The sequence below is a fragment of the Halorientalis regularis genome (genome assembly GCF_023698535.1).
GTDB lineage: Archaea > Halobacteriota > Halobacteria > Halobacteriales > Haloarculaceae > Halorientalis > Halorientalis regularis.
Map to the genome: position 1 here is coordinate 259,775 of NZ_JALJCL010000001.1, position 16,911 is coordinate 276,685.

The window sequence follows — 16,911 nt, forward strand, 5'->3', positions numbered from 1 at the left end:
TTGTATAATTCGACGCCCCCCGAATGAACGGCTCCTCATGCGGACGCTACGGCGAGGGGTCGATATCGGCCTCGGTGAACTCACGCCCACAGTCACCACACCGGTAGGTTCCGATGGCGACTTTCCGGAGCGTCCGTGTCCGACCGCAGGACGGACACGCGATGTCGACGACCAGTGTCACACTTTCGGGTCGTCGTCCGGCTACTTCAGGGTAGCGGCGACCGCTGGTTCTTTCCTGCGGTCGGGCGCGTGCCGGCGTATTGCAGGGTCTTCCAGTTCCGCTCCGCCCAGTCTGGCTGTGCTGGCGCGGCGTGGCTACCGACGCCTGCTCACTCCCGGGTCGCCGCCTCCAGACCGCCGGGGACCCGTGCCAGCGAGTCGAAATCGACGGCCCCTGGCTCGCAGTGTTCGACGACCAGTTCGTCGTCGTCGCTGGCGACGACCAGCACGTCTGCCTCGTCGTCCACCGCCGCAGGGGCGGGGCCGACCGTGGGACCGGCCGGCCCCGGACCGCCCGCGGACCGAGCGAGGACGACCTGGTCGTCGTCCCGGAACAGGACGGCGTCGTCGAGCGACCAGGGGAGGACGGCGGACAGTCGCCCGAGCCGCTCCGCTAGCACCCCGAACCCGTCCTCGACCGACGACCGCTCCGCGCCCGCGTCGCCCTCACCGTCGTCTCCGGGTGTCAGTACCATACCCGCCCTAAACAGTCCCGGGTTGTAAGCACCGTGCCGGATTCGAGCGTCGAACCGCGGACGCCAGACGGGGCCGCGGACGCGTCGGGGCCCGAACAGGTTGCGGGCGGGTTTTACCGACATCGAGGCCGTCCGTGTTCCGGTATGCCAGACGTTGGCGATCAGTCACCGGACTTCACCGTCCCGCTCGCCCACGACGGCGACCCCGAACCGTTCACGCTGTCGGACCACCTCGACGAGGCCCCCATCGTGCTGGCCCTCTTCCCCGGCGCGTTCACCCCACCCTGCCGGGAGGAGATGAGCCAGTTCCAGAACGGCATCGACGAGTACCGCGACGTGAACGCGACGCTGTACGGCGTCAGCGTCGACTCGCCGTTCGCCCAAAAGGCGTTCCGCGAGGAACACGGCTTCGAGTTCGAGATGCTCGGTGACTCGAACAAGGAGGTCATCGAGGACTACGGCGTGCAGATCGACTTCGCGGACATGGGCTACTACAGCCTCGCCCAGCGCGCCGTCTTCGTCGTGAACGGCGACGGCGAGATCACCTACAAGCGGGTCGCCGACGACCCCCACACCCAGCCGGACTTCGACGCCGTGCAGGAGGCCGTCGAAGCCGCCTGATAAGTCGGTCGCCCAATTCGATTTTTCAGGGTTCGTCTACAGTATCGGGATTTGATACGGACGGCGTGCTGGATATAGAGGTTGTATACAGCACGACCCAACAAAATTGCGAGGAAGATGTTAACCAGTCAGTAGTGAACTTGTCGTACAGCGTCAGCTGTAGCAGTTCCAGAAATACGAATGTATTTTTGAGCAGTAGCGAGGTCACTCCAACCCATCAGGGCTTGTAACGGGACGGGGGCAACACCCTTGTACGCGTGATAACTGGCAGCCGTAGCCCGAAGACAGTGCGGATATACACGTCCGCTGAGCGCTGCCTGTTCTGCCGCTTCCTGTACTCGTCTGTTCACGGTCGTCCGAGAATGAGGAAACGACGAATACCGGTCGCTAAATCGCTCAATACAGAGTTCGACTCTCAGAGAAAGATCGAATGGAATCGCCCGTGCAGACGCGATCGTCTTCGGATGCCATCTAGACGCGAGCGCCTCTTGGACACTGAGAGTATCATTGTGTGACGCTTCTTGAGCAGCTTGCCGGTGACAGTAGCCACAAGCACATGGTTCGGATTTGGGTATCCGTACTAGCTTTCGGTTCCAGTCCAGCCAGTTCGTATCGAAATGCGCAATCTCTCCTGCACGCAGTCCTAGCCGACCAGCGATCAGACAGATGAAGCGTGCTTGAAACCTCCGCGGCTCGGGTAATTCCGAGCAGGCTTCCACCAGTAACTCAAACTCGCGGTCGGTGAGGACATCTTCGTATGTATGTCTCGTCGTCAGAGATCGCCGATGCCGATCAGCCCACTCGTTCGACTCAGTTTGCCACTGTGTCATCGTAATCTTCCACTCGCGGCCGTCACGTGGGTATTTGTATTCTTGAACTGTAAGGAGCAATCGAAACAGTAACTCATTATTTGCTCCTGGTGGTACCTCGATCCGGATGAAGGGGCAACCCGTTGGAGAATACGAAATTGATCCGGAAGATGGCCTCTCCCGAATCGAGGAACTGGTTCTGGAGCAATGTCCGAGCGCAGTCGTGAAGCAGGTCGACGAGGTAATCTTCGTCACCGATGGACCGGTCGACCACCTTGCATGGGTAGCCTACGACGACTACGACCGGCATGCGATCTTCTATCTGGATGACGACCCAAACGAGCAGGAGATCCAACGCTATATCGGTTGGACACCCTCACGTCAGGAGATGCCCAAACTCAAGGCTTACCTCGCGAGCACCTACGAGGTCTACGAACCCCTCGAACTGATAACCTTCTTCGAGATCCCAGATCCGTATCTTCCCGGATCAGATCCACGAGTGCTCGTCACCTACTATCACAACACCTACCACGATCAGTTCAACGTCGGGATCAACGCCTACCCACCCCAGCGCGAGCCGGAGATTCTGGAACACGCCGACAAGATCGTTCCAGCACGGGATCTGGAGCGCTTCCTCAAAAATATCATGCTAACGCTGGGAAGCGAAGTCGAGGAAGAGGTCGAAAAACACGTGCTGGAGGGCGACGTACGAGATTTTCTCCAGCGAGACGACGACTTCCGAAAGCAGACGGTCCGTTCCCTTCCCGACGATATCCATCCCGAATACACCGGTGACGAGGCCGTGCTCTGGCAGAAACCCGCCTCGAAGGTCGACCACCTCGATAGTGCCGCCGGATTCGTCCAGGTGTGGGTCCCCGTCGACGAGGAGAACATCGGATTGCTCTCCATCACGAGCGGTGAGTACGACCGCAAAAGCGTGCTTGACGAAGTTCAGGAGACCCTGCTTGTGGAGCTGTAACATGGAATAAGAACGACTTCTCAACCCTTTTGTCGGTACGGGAAAACGCTACAGGTAGCGGGATGGGATAGCTCGGAGATTCCGGCGGGCTCATAACCCGCAGATCGGTAGTTCAAATCTACCTCCCGCTACTTTTCGACGTGAATAACACGGCGAGCACGCGTAGCCTGTGCTCGCTTTCATGAACGTCGAGAGTCTCTGTGTCGATTCGACGTAGGGAGTGGAGCAGAGCGGAAGAACCGCGGTTCAGATCTACCTCCCGCTATTCTAAACGAGTTGGATCGTGTTCCCGTTCGAGGTCACGTGGAGATCACGGCCGAGGTCGTATCCTTTGTTCCCGGCGAGATCGACGTATCCAGAGAACCCTTTCATGTCCTGGTGGGCTGGGATGACGTGCTGGGGCTGGAGGGCGTCCAGCATCTGGTAGTGGCCTTCCTGGCGCAGGTGGCCGGAAACGTGCACGTCGTCGTAGATACGCGCACCCTGCATACCCAGCAGTTTCTCGCTCTGGTAGCGCTGGCCCTCGTTGGTCGGCTCCGGAATGACCCGCGCCGAGAAGATGACCTTGTCACCGTCGGTCAGTTCGAACGGCGTTTCGCCGCGGCCCATCCGGGTGAGCATCGCCCGCGGCTCGCCCTGGTGGCCGGTGACGACTGGGAGGAACTTCTCCTTGCCCTCGTTCATAATTCGCTTGAACGCTCTGTCGACGGATTTGCGGTGGCCGTACATCCCGAGATCGTCCGGGAAGCCGATGTCGAGCCCGTCGAGGCGGGCGGCAGTGCCCGAGTATTGCTCCATGGACCGCCCCAGAAGGACTGGCTCACGGCCGATGTCCTGGGCGAACTCCACGATGCTCTTGACCCGTGCGATGTGGGAGGAGAAGGTGGTGGCGACGATACCGCCGTCCCAGTCCTCGATGCTTCGCATCACGTCTCGGAGCTGCCTGCGGGCGACGGCCTCACTCGGCGTCCGTCCCTTCCTGTTCGCGTTCGTACAGTCCTCGATGTAACAGAGGACGCCCCCATCCTCACGTCCGATCTCGCGGAAGCGCTTCATGTCGATGGGATCGCCGATGACAGGCGTGTGGTCCACCCGCTTGTCCAGCCCGTAGACGACCGACCCTTCAGGCGTGTGGAGGACGGGATTGATCGCGTCGATGATCGAGTGGGTGACGTTGACGAATTCCAGTTCGCACCGTTCACCAATCTGCATCGATTCGCCCGCTTCCATCGAGATCAGGTCGTTGTTCACGACGTACTCGCTTTCGTCGTGGACCTCCTCGTCGACGAGTTCGCGGGTGAACGGTGTCGCGACGATGGGTGCATCGTAGCGGTGGGCCAGCTTCGAGATGGCCCCGATGTGATCCAGGTGACCGTGGGTCGGCACGATGGCCTGCACCTCGCCGTCGAGTTCGGACATGACCCGATCGTCGGGGATCGCACCCATGTCGATCAGGTCGAGCGACCGCATCTCCTCGGTGCGGATGTTGTCGTGGATTAGGACCTTCGAGAGGTTCAGACCCATGTCGAAGACGACGATGTCGTCGCCCGCTCGCACTGCCGTCATCTGCCGGCCGACTTCCTCGTAACCGCCGATTGTCGCAATTTCGATTTCCATAGTTGGAGTCCGATCAGAGCAGTCCCAGAACTCGGTGAGAGTGCGCCTGATATAGGAGGAGAGGGAGGAGTCTGATGTCGTCGGCACGGAACGGCGTCCTGCCGAAATGATCCGTCGACTGGTACTCCTTCTCCGGGGACAGCGCGTCTTTCGGTTACGTTCACTCGAACGCCACGACGTAAATAGTCGGTGGATCGCTGTTACCGATAGCGGCGTTCGGATACAGGACGGGCCGCCAGAGAGAACCCCAGTCTGTCGGCGGATTTCACACGGATTTTATACCGTCAGTGGATTGGTCCAGATAGGTGTCGGTACTGTGAGTTCCGGGGCTAGTTTGATCCCCCTCGTCGTGACCATCTTAGGGTTGGGTGTCACGGCCCAGGTGTTAGCCGATCGGCTGGAGATCCCGAGCGTCCTCTTTCTCATCCTCGCCGGGATCGCCGTGGGGCCGGAGGGACTCGACATCGTCAGCCTCGAATCGTTCGGTGGCCCAAGTCCGCTCACGGGAATCGTCGGCCTCTCGGTCGCGATCATCGTGTTCGAGGGTGCATTCCATCTGAAAGTCTCGAAGCTACGGCAGACGCCGCGAGAGGCGTTCCGCTTGGTGACCATCGGGGCTGGGATCACGCTCTTCGGGACGGCCCTCGCCGTCCGGTTCGCGCTCGACGCCTCGTGGACGCTGTCGTTCCTCGTCGGGTCGCTCCTCGTGGCGACGGGGCCGACCGTGGTCACGCCGATCCTGAACGTCGTACCAGTCCGTGACCGGGTTGGTGCCGCGCTGGAAACGGAGGGGATCGTCAACGACGTGATGGCGGCGATCATGGCGGTCGCTGTCTTCGAGGTGCTCATATCCAGCGGGACCGGCCTCAGTCTGGTCGTCGAGTCGTTCCTGACGCGCCTCGGGATCGGCGTGTTCGTCGGTGGCCTGTCGGCTGGCTTCCTGTGGTATATCTTGGCACACGTCGACCTGTCGCCGTCGAACGCAGTCCGGAACGCCCGACTGATCGTTCTCGTCGGTGCGATCGCGACGTACGGAATCGCCGATGCACTCGCCACGGAAGCGGGGATCGCCGCCGTCGCGACGGCCGGTATCCTCCTCGGGAACGCCGATCTCCCATACGAGGACGAGATCGAGGCGTTCAAAGGCGACCTCACGCTGATCGTCCTCTCGTTCGTATTCATCTCGCTGGCGACACTGCTGTCGTTCGACGACCTGCTGTCTCTCGGAGTCGGTGGGCTGTTCGTGGTCGTGGTCGTCGTGGTGGTCATCCGGCCACTGGCCGTCATGCTTTCGACGTACGGGAACCGATTCTCGTTCCGCGAACGGTTGTTCATGAGCGCCGTCGGTCCCCGGGGGATCATTCCCGCGAGCGTGGCCACGCTGTTCGCGCTCGAACTCCGTGGGTCCAATCCCGAGGCGGCGACCATCCTGGTGGGAACAGTCTTTCTGGTCATTCTGACGACCGTCGTGTTCGAGGGTGGATTCGCTCGACACATCGCACAAGCACTCAACGTCTTACCCATGCGTGTCATCATTGTTGGCGGCGGCCGCGTCGGTCGCGGCCTCGCCGAACGGCTGGAGGATCGCGGCGAAAACGTCATCATCGTCGACAACGACCAGCAACAGGTCGAACAGGCCCGGAACGCGGGCTTCACCGCGCATTTCGGTGACGGAACCGACACGGACGTTCTCAGGTCGGTCGGGGTCGGCAACGCGAAAATCGTCGCGGCGGCGACCGGCGACGACGACGCGAACCTGCTCGTCGCCCAGCTCACCCAATCGAAGTTCGATGTCGAAACTGTACTGGCCCGGGTGAACACGCCCGGCAACGCCGAGGCCTTCGAGGAACTCGGTGTCCGGGCCATCTCGGCCGACGACTCCATCGCACAATCGATGGACAACGCCATCGAGCGGCCGGCTCTCTCGGAGTGGATGTCGGAGCTCGGTCGGGCGGGTGACGTGCAGGAGATCGAGGTGACCGCGGAGACCCTCGTCGGTACGTCGATCAGCGACCTCGACGGCGAACTTCCGGACGGCGTCCTCGTCGCGCTGGTCAGCCGGGACGGCGAGTCACAGATTCCCGATCCCGAGTGGACGCTCCAGCACGGCGACCACCTTACCTTCGTCGGCCGACGCGACGCCGTCCACCGAGCGCTCGAACAGTGTCACCCGGACCTTCACGCCGATACCGCCTGAGGTCTTCTCTCGGCGCTACCAGCGCAGGAGTTCGCGTGGGCCGTACCGCATCGCGACGATCCCAGCGAACGTCAGCACACCGGTGAGAGCGGCCACGCCGCCGACGACGAACACCCAGGCCATTCCCGCTGTATCCATGAGATAGCCGCCGACGAGCGGAGCGAGTAGGGCTCCCGGCCGCCAGACCAGCCCGCGGACGCCGAAACTGCTCGCGATACCGTTGTCCTTCCCCTCGTCGGCGAACAGCGCCATGCTCGCGGGTTCCCGGACGGCGTCGGCCACCCCGAGGAGTCCGTTCAATCCGACCACGAGGAAAAACACGGCCGGGAGCGTCCCGAGGATAGGAACTGCCACCGAGAACCCCAGACGACTTCCGAGTGCCGGTGCCAGGGGGATCGCCAGTGCGATCAGGCCGTACGCACCACCACCGAGCGTGATGAACAGACCGCGGCCGAAGCGGTCGGACCACCGGCCCGTAATCGGCTGGCAGAGCATGTTCGTGAACTTCTCGGCGGCGACGGCCACCCCGACGGCGGCCGCGGACAGCGCCAGTCCGCCGCGGGCGACCGACACGCCGACGAAGATGGGCACCCAGTTACGCACGAGCGTCACGGAGACGGCGTACTGGGCCCGGAAACTCGTGATCGTGAGAATCCGCTCGTTGAGGGCGAGATCGAAGAAGGCGAACCCTGCGACTTGTGTCTCGTCGGCCTCGACGAACACCCAGACGCCGAGCGTCGCGAGGACGAACAGCGCGACCAGTGCCGCGAAGATCGGTTCGAATCCGAACGCGTCGTAGAGCGCACCGGCACCCAGCGTCCCGACGACGCCGGCGGCCATCCGCCAGGCGTTGTACTTCCCGATCTGGTTGGCTCGTTCGTCCGGTGCGGCGATGTCGCCGACCAGCGCCAGGCTGATCATCCCGGTACCGACGATGCTCAGCCCCTGGAGCGTCCGAGCGACGATGAACCCGGCTGGCGTCTCGACGACGGTGAACGAGGCGTACGCGAGGACGCTCAGGGCCAGCGACACGAGCAGTATCGTGTGCTTGTTGTACCGGTCGGCTGCCCATCCGATCGGCACGATGGCGATGGCCCGCCCGAGGCTGAGCGCGGTGACGAAGAGGCCGACGACGACACCCGTCGCCCCGAGCTGTTCGATGTAGGTCGGCAACAGGGTCAACAGCGTGATGAATCCGAGGCTGCCGACGAACCGGGTCAAATAGAGCGGGTAGAACTGCCGACGACTCGACATACTCGGTGGCAGTCAGGGCGGACAGGTAAGCCGCTCGGCTCGGGCCGTCAGTGTGGGGTAGTACCACTCACGGTCGGCAGTGACCCGAAGGCGGTGACGAGGGCTACTCGCCTGTGAACTGCCCGAAATCCGCCCGCGTCGACCGGAGATCCATCTCGATGTCACCGTCGGACTGTTCGGTGATCCAGAGGACGCGGTCGGCCGTTTCCGCGATCGCTGCCACCGTCTCTTCGTCGTGGGCCGTGTAATCGAGCCCGAAGACCGCCAGCCCGTCCGCAGTCCGCAGCCCGGAGATTCGCTCGACAACGTCGCTCACGTTGGCCGTCGACGTCGCACTGAGCATCGGCGAGAGTGACCGGACCACCAAGTGTCGATTGTCCCCGGCCGCGATCTTCCCGGTCAGGTCGGAGAGCCCGATGACCAGTCGCTCAGTATCGCCCTGTGACGGGGTGTACACCGTGGGCACCTCGCCGTAGGCCGCCGAAATTGACTGTCCTTCCGACACCATATCGACGACCCCGATCGACGGCCCTGACTCGGTGCCAAGCAACGACGAATACGTCTCGCTCGTTTCCGAAACTCCCTGCTTCGTCGTGACGACGATGGCACTGTCCTCCGCCGAGCCGAACTGTCCGAGACATCGGAGTCCGAGGGCGAACTCTGTGGGGTCGAATCCGCATAGCAGGACCGTTGCCCCGTCGGTCACTGCGTCCGGGAACTTCAGAGCCGCTCGCCGGTCGTGTTCGGAACCGGAGTCAGGGACAGAGTCCATCGTGTTAGCTCCCCCCACGAGAGCGTTCGGTCGACGAGCGACGAAGTCTCGAGAGCGTGTCCTCCGGGTAGAAGCGCGCACCACAGCGCGGGCACTCAGCGACGGTCACCGTTTCACGTGCTGCTGTCGCAAACGGGAGATCCTGTACGTCGATCGTCCGTTCGAAGAGGCCTGCACCGCAGTCCGAGCAGGGGGGGTCTGTTTCATGAGTCATGGCTATTCAAGGGGCGGTCACGGCAACGTCCCACGAGGCGGACCGGTGGCCGCCGGAACCACGGACACACGGCACGCGTTCAAGAGCAGTGCCGTCACGGGTCCGCGACGGCGGGCCAAACGGCAAGCGCAAAAAGGACGGGACCGATCGCCCAGTTAGCACACCTATAACAGCGCGGAGATAAATACTCTTCGCCCCGATTCGATTCAGGCAATGTCGACGTGTTTTTATTCGGTGACCAGCAGCCACCAACCACACCGGTGGTCGACATCTCCGTCGTCACCGTCTGGCTCCTCCTCTGTGTGGGACTGGGGTTAGCCGGTGGCTCGATAGCAGTCGGCGGACTCCCCCAGCTCGGACGCTACGCGCCTGCGTTCGGGCTGCCAATAGCCCTTTCGCTACTCGGCATCGTCGGACTGTGGATCGGTCACGTTTCGATTGCGCTCGGTCTGTGGGTAGGGCTCGGATTCATGGCGTTTGGGGCAGTTATAGCGACGAGACAGCAGAACTGGTGGCATCAGTTCCGGGCTGGACTGCCGGCCTACGCGCTGTTCACCGTCGCCTTTCTGTTGATGATTTCACTCCGGGCCATGGATCCAGCGGTCAATCCATCCAGTGGCGAGAAATTCCTGAACTTCGGCCTCCTCACGGCGCACCTCGAAGCGGACGTGCTCCCGGCTGAGGATATTTGGTTCGCCAGCGAACCGTTCAGCTACTACTACGGCGGGCACTTCGTCGCGTCGCTGCTCGCCAGGCTCACCGGAACGCCCGCTCGCTTCGCCTACAACCTCTCACTGGCGACGTTCTATGCGACCCTCGTGACCGCGGCCTACGGGCTGGCCGGCGCCATCGGACGACGGTGGAAGGTCGGCCGCACGGCCGCGTTGCTGGGCGCGTTCTTCGTCGGATTCGCCAGCAATCTACTGACGGTTGCTCGGCTCGCGGCTTGGGCGCTTCCGGATCTGCTTGTGTCGGCGTTCGTTTCTCAACCGGCGGCACAAGTCGGGCTCGCGCCTGGTTCGTTCGACTACTGGCCGGCCAGCAGAATCGTGCCGGGGATGATCTCCGAATTTCCGCTGTTCGCCTATCTCAACGGCGATCTGCACGCCCACATGCTCGCGATGCCGTTCCAACTGCTCGTTACCGCGATTCTCTACGTCTACTTCTGGACCCCTGCTGATCGACGTGGATACCGGATTGTATTGCTATTCGGTGTCGTTCCCGCTATCTCGGGATTCGTTACAGCCACGAACGCCTGGGCGTTACCTGTTCTCGCTGGCCTGGTCTGGCTGACGCTGTATTTCGCGCCTGCACCACCGGCGACACTCGGCTTCGACCGGCTCTGGTCGGCCGTCCCACTGGACCGACTGTCGATCCCTGCGTGGGCAGCCGCTGCCGGGCGAGCGATTGCCTCGACGCTCGCGGTCGCCGTCGTGATGCTGCTCTCTATTGGCTGGTCGCTTCCGTTCTGGACCGTCACCGCAACGTCTGGGATGTCACTCGCCTTCCTCCCATCCCGGAGCCCGCTACCTGCGCTGTTGGTCATCCACGGCGGCTTTCTGGTCGTACTGGTCCCGTATCTCGTCAGGCGGCTCTCCCCGGACGCTTCCGCACGGACCCGTATCGCTCTCGTCGGTGGTGCCGTAGTCACAGCTGGTGTGCTCTTCCCCGATTTCGCCGGTGTCGTCCTGTTTGGCCTCCTCGCCGTCGTCGCCTGGTTCGTTCTCCGCCGGACTCGCAGCATCGAGTTCGACTCCACGGGCTACGAAGCTCTCCTGGCGTTCGGGGGCTTGAGCCTCGTCGTGTTAGTCGAACTCGTGTATCTCCAGGAACCGGCCGTCCCCGGCCGGTTCAATACGTTCTTCAAAACCTACGCCCAGATCTGGCTCCTGTTCGGTATCGCCGCTGGCGTCGTCGTCGCCCGGTTCCTCGCGAGTAACTGGTCGCGTTCCCGTCCGAACATCTCCGGGCGGGCCACACGCGGAGCGCTGGTGTCCATGCTCCTCCTTTCGACGAGCGTGTACGGGGCTGGAGCCGTTCATCAATGGACGACAGCCGACAGCGATGGTGTCAGAACACCCGACGATCCGACGCTCAATGCCTTGTCGTTCGCCGAGCAACGGTATCCCGATCAGATGGCCGCGATCAACTGGCTCGACGATCGGTCGGGAACCCCGACCATCGCGAGTGCGCCTGGTGCGTACATCTGGAAGGGATACCACTGGGTCAACGCACCCTCCAGTCTCACTGGGCTTCCGACCGCCGCTGGCTGGGCACACCAAGCCGGCTATCGAGGCTCCGATACGTACTGGGGTCGCGTGGACGACGTCGGACTCATATTCAACGGGGGCCAGCAGGAACGGTATCGTCAGCTGGAGCGATACGACGTCAGGTACGTCTTCTACGGACCGATCGAACGTGACCGATATGGAACTGGGCTCTTTCGAAACGAGTCCGCTGTGACCCCGGTATTCGAGGCCGATAACGTGACGATATTCCGCGTAAATCAGTCAGCAATCGACCGACGCGAGTTTTCGACCAGACCAGCCTGACCCCCTCCGGTCTACACCGGGGTCGCTCGTGTTCCCACACCACGTTTTTCGGTCTGGCAGACCCAGCTAACCGTGTGAGTGACTCATCCGCTCATCAGTGTCCAGTCTGTGGGTGGACTGGCCCCAGATCAGCGCTCGAGACGGAAAATAACGAGTCGAACTGCCCAGCGTGCGGGGAATCAGTTCCGGTGTAAGATGTCAGTTCCGCCGACTGTGTGCTGATCGTCTCTTTAATCGAATCGGAGTTTGGGGCGAAAGAGCCCGGCACTCTCGGGCATGATCGACTACTGGAGGCGCTGCCGAAACGATGGCGGGGAATTCCCGAATCCCAATTCCTTGCGGCCAATTACTCGCTCCAGGAGATCTCGTATTCGAGTTCGTATCGCTGTTCGCCGGTTTCGGAGTCAGTCAGCCGTTCCAGTTCCACCTCCAGGGTCGGCTCCTCCGGGACAGTGACCTCCCGCTCCTGCTCCGGACCCGACAGTTGCACCGTCCCGGATTCGATCTCCTCCGCGGCCACGGCGAGCGTCTCGGCGATCTCCGACCGGGTCTGTGGATTCTCGGTCTTGAAGGGTTGTTCTTCGGGCATCCAGTGAGAACACACCGTCCAGTTCGATAGGTGTGTGGGGAGTTCTCACGAACTTGGAAACGCGGTTCCCGTCGATCCGAAACCGACGAGGCGGTCACTTCGGCCTGTATCCCTTTCAGGAAGTCGCACTATCGTCAGGTATGGGCGACCAACGAGCACTTACCACTGATGCGGTGATCGAACTGGGCGGCGAGGTACTTCTGCTGGAGCGGAACCATCCACCCTTCGAGGGCCACTGGGTGTTGCCGGGGGGCTACGTCGAACCCGACGAAACCGCGCGAGAGGCCTGTGTCCGCGAAACGAGTGAGGAAGTAGGCCTCGACGTCACGGTCGAGGAGTTCGTCGGACTCTACGACGATCCCGACCGTGACGAACGCGGCAACGTCAGCGCGGCGTATCTGTGCGCACCGGTTGGCGACGTATCGCCGACTGCCCGAGAGGAGGCTCGTCAGGTGGAGACGTTCGACCCGTCTGACCTGCCACCGCTCGGATTCGATCACGAGCGGATCGTCACCGACGCACTGCCCCAGTGATCGAGCCCGGCACTCCTGAGAATTTTACTGTGGCGACGGCGTACGGAACCACATGGAGTTCACAGTCATCGAAGGCGACATCGCCGATCAGAGCGCCGATGCACTCGTGAACGCGGCCGGAACGAGCCTCCAGATGGGCAGCGGCGTGGCGGGCGCGCTCCGTCGAGGCGCACATGGACCGATCAACGACGAAGCGGTTTCGAAGGGACCCGTCGATCTCGGGGCGGTCGCCGTCACCGACGCGTACGAACTCGACGCCGAACACGTCATTCACGCCGCCGCGATGCCCCACTACGGCGACGGACGGGCGACCACGGAGAGTATCCGCGAGGCGACGGAGAACACGTTGGAGAGAGCCGACGAACTCGGCTGTGAATCACTCGTCGTTCCGATTCTCGGCACCGGCGCAGCCGGGTTCGACTTCGAGACCGGTGCCCAGATCGTCTGTGAAGCGATCTGGCAGTACGGACCCGACACGCTGGACGACGTTCGGGTCATCGCGTACTCGACGCCGGAGTACGAGACTGTGCAGGAGATCGCGGATCGGCTCGAGTCGAACGACGACCAGCAGGAGTGACGAAACGCTCGTTCACCTGAGTCTGAAAGTCTCCAGATTCTTCGGCGCGTACGTCCGGCAGTTGAGTTTCTGGTACAACGCCGAGGAGAACTGATCCGTGGCCGTCTCGTCGCCGTGGACACAGAGGACCTCTTCGGGTTGCGGGTGCATCGTCCGGACGAAGTTCTCCAGCCCGTTCCGGTCGGCGTGACCCGAGAATCCGCTGACGGACTCGATGTCGAACCGGAGTTGCAGGCGGTCGGAACCCCTGCCGTCGTCGAGGGATATTTCCCGCCGCCCGCCCTGGATCTGGCGACCGAGGGTGCCCTCCGCCTGATAGCCGACGAAAATCAGGGCGTTGTCCGGGTCCGTCCCGAGCAGTTCCAGCCACGAGAGAATCGGGCCACCGTTGACCATCCCTGCGGTCGAGAGGATGATACACGGTTCGCCGTCGGCGATGTCCTGACGCATCTCGGAGCCGCCGTCGACCTGCTGGAACTGCTCGGCCATGAACGGGTTGTCGTCCTGGTGGAGAATCCGGTCGGTCAGGCCGTCCCGCAGGAACTCGGGGTAGGCGGTGTGGATCGCCGTCGCCTCCCGGATCATCCCGTCCAGATACACGGGCATCGTCGGGAGCCGTCCCTCGCGCATGGCCTCCTCGAAGACGAGCATCATCTCCTGGGAGCGACCCACGGCGAACGCCGGGATGACGACTTTCCCTCCCTGTTCGTACGTTTCGGAGATCAAGTCGATCAGCTTCCGCTCGGAGTCTTCCTGATCGGTCTGGTAGTCGCCGTTGCGACCGTAGGTCGACTCCATCACGAGGGTCTCGGCGCGCGGGAAGTCGTTCTCGGCACCGTTGAACAGACGCGTGTCGGTGTGGTGGATATCGCCCGAGAACACGACGTTGTGGAAGCCACTGCCGACGTGGAAGTGCGCGACCGCACTGCCGAGGATGTGGCCCGCGTTGTGGAGTGTGAGTTTGATATTCGGCGCGATATCGGTGACGTCGCCGTAGTCGACCGGGATCGTGTGTTTGAGCGTCTCCCGGACCATCTCGCTCTCGTAGGGGGGCGTCCGGCCCTGCTTCGCGGCCACGTTCAGGTAGTCCAGCTGGAGCAACCCCATCAGATCCCGCGTCGGCGCGGTCGTGTAGATCGGCCCGTCGTACCCGTACTTGAAGAGCAGCGGGAGAAGGGCGCTGTGGTCGAGGTGGGCGTGTGTCAGAACCACAGCGTCCAGGTCCGCGATCGGATTCGCCTCAGGCATCTGGAGGTACGGCACCTCGCCTTCGGCACCGGGTTTGTCACCGCAGTCGATCAATACGCGAGTGTTCGGCGTACTCAGAATGAAACTCGCTCGGCCGACCTCACGGCAACACCCCAGTGTCGTAATCCGGACCCACTCCGGGTCGTCGGGCGATGGACCGTAGATGTCCGACCCGATGTCTTCAAGCAACTCTCGGCGTTCGGCTCGCTCCTGCACGAGGAAGTTTCGGACGTTTGCGACCGTCGAGGACTCCATCGGCGGTGTTCGGAGGACTTCCGGCGTCCAGCCGATCTCCTGGGTAATCTCGTCGAGTTTGCTCGCCTGCCGACCGATGACCAATCCGGGCTTTTCGGCCTCGATGAGGACCTCACCGGTCTCGGGGTAGAACTCCAGTTCGCTTACGCCGGCCTCGTCGGGGAGGAGGTCGTGGAGATGACTCTTGGCGTCGGTTGGTGGTGTTCGACTCCCAGGCGACGGTCGGACGGTGATTCGCTTCCGGAGTGTGCTCGCCAGTTGGGGGATGACGCCGTCTGCTTCGGCGAACATTCTGGGCGTATCCGTGTAGATGACGAGCCGTGGCCCCTCGTAGGCGACACGAGTGACCGACAGGTCGGTTGGTATCTCCGACGTGATCTTCTCGCGGAGGGTATCGAAGTCGGGTTCGTTCGGACTCATGAATTCTCGGACTCGTGGCGTAACGGTGGTCGAATTGGCATGGACTATCCGTAGATGTGTGTTCGGACGGGGTGACTGCGGAAGAACGAAAACCGTTCGCCGCTATCTGATTAGGGATTCCGGTCGGCGCTTATATGAGTTTTGTTACCGGGGGAGAAAGACGACCAGAACTCACTCTCCACCGGTTTCAGCTTAACTTTCGGTCGTCACGCGGTACGAACGTACCGAGACTGCCGGTTGCCCTCGGCCCGTTTGGCCTCATCGGGCTGTACCCCTACGGTGTCCCAGGCGTAGCTATCTAATGTCGTCGCATAAGCATTGTGGCCCCAGAAGTCAGGTTCCGATTTCGCCGCACGAGTTTAGTGCGTGGAAGGTATGTGATAGCATATGGGTTTTGGGAGCTATGATGAATCCGAACAGCAGAACCAGGAGATCGACACAGACGATGGCGACTCTGAAAGCGTCAGTGTCCATGAACACGAGCACGACGGCGACGTCGAATACGATATCGGGGCGTCGACTGATACGCTCCTCGATGAACTACAAAAAATCAAAGACCAAAATGAGACCACCGAGTAGGTTGCATCCTCGGACTCAGCTATTTCGCCATTAGGACTGGCAGAAAGGACAAGCGATTTATCGACGGCGCGACGATGACTCTGTATCCAGTGCCCGATGAAGCCACCCGGCCGAGGGCTCCATGCAATGCCCGTGTTCGCACCAGCTGACACGGGTTCGCGTGGGAGCGTGGGTATCCCCAAAATATCCACTGCTGTTTCGCCATCCCCCGCAAGGGGGTTTATATGAGACCTGCATCCAGAATTGGTGACCGATGGGGTCTTGTACAGAGATCGTTGATAGTTTTAAGATCGTTGTTGGAGTCGGTGGATAGCTCCGCTTGGAAACGAGTTCCAGCGGGAGTTTGAAGCCCGATGTGGCGGTCTGCACACATGGAAGCGGCAGGGGCCGCGAGATGGGCCGTCAGGAGTCGCGCCATTTGTGGCCGCACTCGACGCAGGTGAACAGCCGAACCTCGTAGGAGCCGCCCGGCTTGGGCAGCATCTCGTAGTGAGCCCGGTCGCTGTCGCAGTCCTCGGCCGGACAGGGTTCCTGCATGGTCTCGTTGGCGTCCTGGGTCGCGTCAGCCACGTCGGGTGCCCCGTCGTCGCGCTGTCCATCTTGGGTCGTCATCGCCGCTTCTGCTTGCGAGTCCCGCGGTTCCTCGTTCTCACAGGAGCGACACACCCACGTGTCTCCCTCCGTGTGCATCAGCGACCCACACTCGTCACAGAATTGCATATAACGTAGATTACACTGAGATCGGATATATGTATTAACTTCCGATCCATCGTGGATGTCAGACAACTGTTCATGCTGGCTATACTGCGTTATCGAAGAGGCAACAAGCCACGTTAAATCTCGCCCGACATTGTATTTCGTGTCCTCTGTACTGGCCGAATCAGACAGTCCCGGTTCTCGGTGTGCGACGTGCTGCATACGCGCCCTGTATTCAGCACAGCCCGAGGATGTCAATTGTTTCTGCCACGATAGACAGTCCTCTCTCTCTATCCGCCATTCA

The 16,911-nt window shown here is 61.9% G+C and carries 16 protein-coding genes and 1 tRNA gene; 8 read left to right on the forward strand and 9 right to left on the reverse strand.

Annotation, left to right across the window (positions count from 1 at the left end; translation table 11 throughout):
• Nucleotides 1-46: 46 nt before the first annotated feature.
• Together MU521_RS21350 and MU521_RS01410 are read right to left on the reverse strand one after the other, a co-directional pair.
• Nucleotides 47-181, reverse strand: a complete 135-nt coding sequence (locus MU521_RS21350) for a TFIIB-type zinc ribbon-containing protein (RefSeq protein ID WP_281186976.1) — start codon at nt 179-181, stop codon at nt 47-49.
• 148 nt (nt 182-329) lie between these two features.
• On the reverse strand, nt 330-695 hold the full coding sequence (locus tag MU521_RS01410) for a hypothetical protein (RefSeq protein ID WP_092686689.1): 366 nt from the start codon (nt 693-695) through the stop codon (nt 330-332).
• Between the two features lie 144 nt (nt 696-839).
• Here MU521_RS01410 and MU521_RS01415 point away from each other — a divergent pair, with 144 nt between their 5' ends.
• A complete protein-coding gene (locus MU521_RS01415) occupies nt 840-1,316 on the forward strand; it encodes a redoxin domain-containing protein (protein WP_092686686.1) in 477 nt (158 codons plus the stop codon).
• Nucleotides 1,317-1,444: 128 nt separating this feature from the next.
• On the opposite strand, the gene MU521_RS01420 is transcribed toward MU521_RS01415, so the two are convergent.
• Complete coding sequence (locus MU521_RS01420) at nt 1,445-2,146, reverse strand: site-specific integrase (protein ID WP_092686683.1); 702 nt, start codon at nt 2,144-2,146, stop codon at nt 1,445-1,447.
• 202 nt (nt 2,147-2,348) lie between these two features.
• Here MU521_RS01420 and MU521_RS01425 point away from each other — a divergent pair, with 202 nt between their 5' ends.
• Nucleotides 2,349-3,104 (forward strand): hypothetical protein, encoded by a 756-nt coding sequence (locus tag MU521_RS01425; protein WP_175452728.1) that lies wholly within the window; start codon nt 2,349-2,351, stop codon nt 3,102-3,104.
• A gap of 56 nt (nt 3,105-3,160) precedes the next feature.
• Nucleotides 3,161-3,235: transfer RNA gene (locus MU521_RS01430), tRNA-Met, on the forward strand.
• Between the two features lie 136 nt (nt 3,236-3,371).
• Here MU521_RS01430 and MU521_RS01435 read toward each other — a convergent pair.
• Nucleotides 3,372-4,721, reverse strand: a complete 1,350-nt coding sequence (locus MU521_RS01435) for a ribonuclease J (RefSeq protein ID WP_092686673.1) — start codon at nt 4,719-4,721, stop codon at nt 3,372-3,374.
• Nucleotides 4,722-5,037: 316 nt separating this feature from the next.
• Here MU521_RS01435 and MU521_RS01440 point away from each other — a divergent pair, with 316 nt between their 5' ends.
• Nucleotides 5,038-6,918 (forward strand): cation:proton antiporter domain-containing protein, encoded by a 1,881-nt coding sequence (locus MU521_RS01440; RefSeq protein WP_245681118.1) that lies wholly within the window; start codon nt 5,038-5,040, stop codon nt 6,916-6,918.
• Nucleotides 6,919-6,933: 15 nt separating this feature from the next.
• On the opposite strand, the gene MU521_RS01445 is transcribed toward MU521_RS01440, so the two are convergent.
• Complete coding sequence (locus tag MU521_RS01445; RefSeq protein ID WP_092686667.1) at nt 6,934-8,172, reverse strand: MFS transporter; 1,239 nt, start codon at nt 8,170-8,172, stop codon at nt 6,934-6,936.
• Nucleotides 8,173-8,275: 103 nt separating this feature from the next.
• The gene (locus MU521_RS01450; protein ID WP_092686664.1) at nt 8,276-8,944 is read right to left on the reverse strand and encodes a DUF7504 family protein; all 669 of its coding nucleotides are present in this window, start codon (nt 8,942-8,944) and stop codon (nt 8,276-8,278) included.
• A 474-nt stretch (nt 8,945-9,418) separates the two neighbouring features.
• Between MU521_RS01450 and MU521_RS01455 the strand changes: the two genes are divergently transcribed.
• Entirely contained in the window at nt 9,419-11,710 is a 2,292-nt protein-coding gene (locus MU521_RS01455; RefSeq protein ID WP_175452727.1) for a DUF2298 domain-containing protein, read from the forward strand.
• Between the two features lie 346 nt (nt 11,711-12,056).
• On the opposite strand, the gene MU521_RS01460 is transcribed toward MU521_RS01455, so the two are convergent.
• Complete coding sequence (locus MU521_RS01460) at nt 12,057-12,299, reverse strand: amphi-Trp domain-containing protein (protein WP_092686659.1); 243 nt, start codon at nt 12,297-12,299, stop codon at nt 12,057-12,059.
• Between the two features lie 140 nt (nt 12,300-12,439).
• Here MU521_RS01460 and MU521_RS01465 point away from each other — a divergent pair, with 140 nt between their 5' ends.
• Complete coding sequence (locus MU521_RS01465; RefSeq protein WP_092686656.1) at nt 12,440-12,832, forward strand: NUDIX domain-containing protein; 393 nt, start codon at nt 12,440-12,442, stop codon at nt 12,830-12,832.
• A 52-nt stretch (nt 12,833-12,884) separates the two neighbouring features.
• A complete protein-coding gene (locus MU521_RS01470) occupies nt 12,885-13,409 on the forward strand; it encodes a macro domain-containing protein (RefSeq protein ID WP_092686653.1) in 525 nt (174 codons plus the stop codon).
• A 12-nt stretch (nt 13,410-13,421) separates the two neighbouring features.
• Here the strand turns inward: MU521_RS01470 and MU521_RS01475 are convergent, their stop codons facing one another.
• Nucleotides 13,422-15,332: a beta-CASP ribonuclease aCPSF1 gene (locus MU521_RS01475; protein ID WP_092686650.1), complete on the reverse strand. Its 1,911-nt coding sequence runs from the start codon at nt 15,330-15,332 to the stop codon at nt 13,422-13,424.
• 387 nt (nt 15,333-15,719) lie between these two features.
• Between MU521_RS01475 and MU521_RS01480 the strand changes: the two genes are divergently transcribed.
• Nucleotides 15,720-15,911: a DUF5786 family protein gene (locus tag MU521_RS01480; RefSeq protein WP_092686647.1), complete on the forward strand. Its 192-nt coding sequence runs from the start codon at nt 15,720-15,722 to the stop codon at nt 15,909-15,911.
• Between the two features lie 402 nt (nt 15,912-16,313).
• On the opposite strand, the gene MU521_RS01485 is transcribed toward MU521_RS01480, so the two are convergent.
• A complete protein-coding gene (locus tag MU521_RS01485; RefSeq protein ID WP_092686644.1) occupies nt 16,314-16,631 on the reverse strand; it encodes an RPA12/RPB9/RPC11 RNA polymerase family protein in 318 nt (105 codons plus the stop codon).
• Nucleotides 16,632-16,911 lie beyond the last annotated feature (280 nt).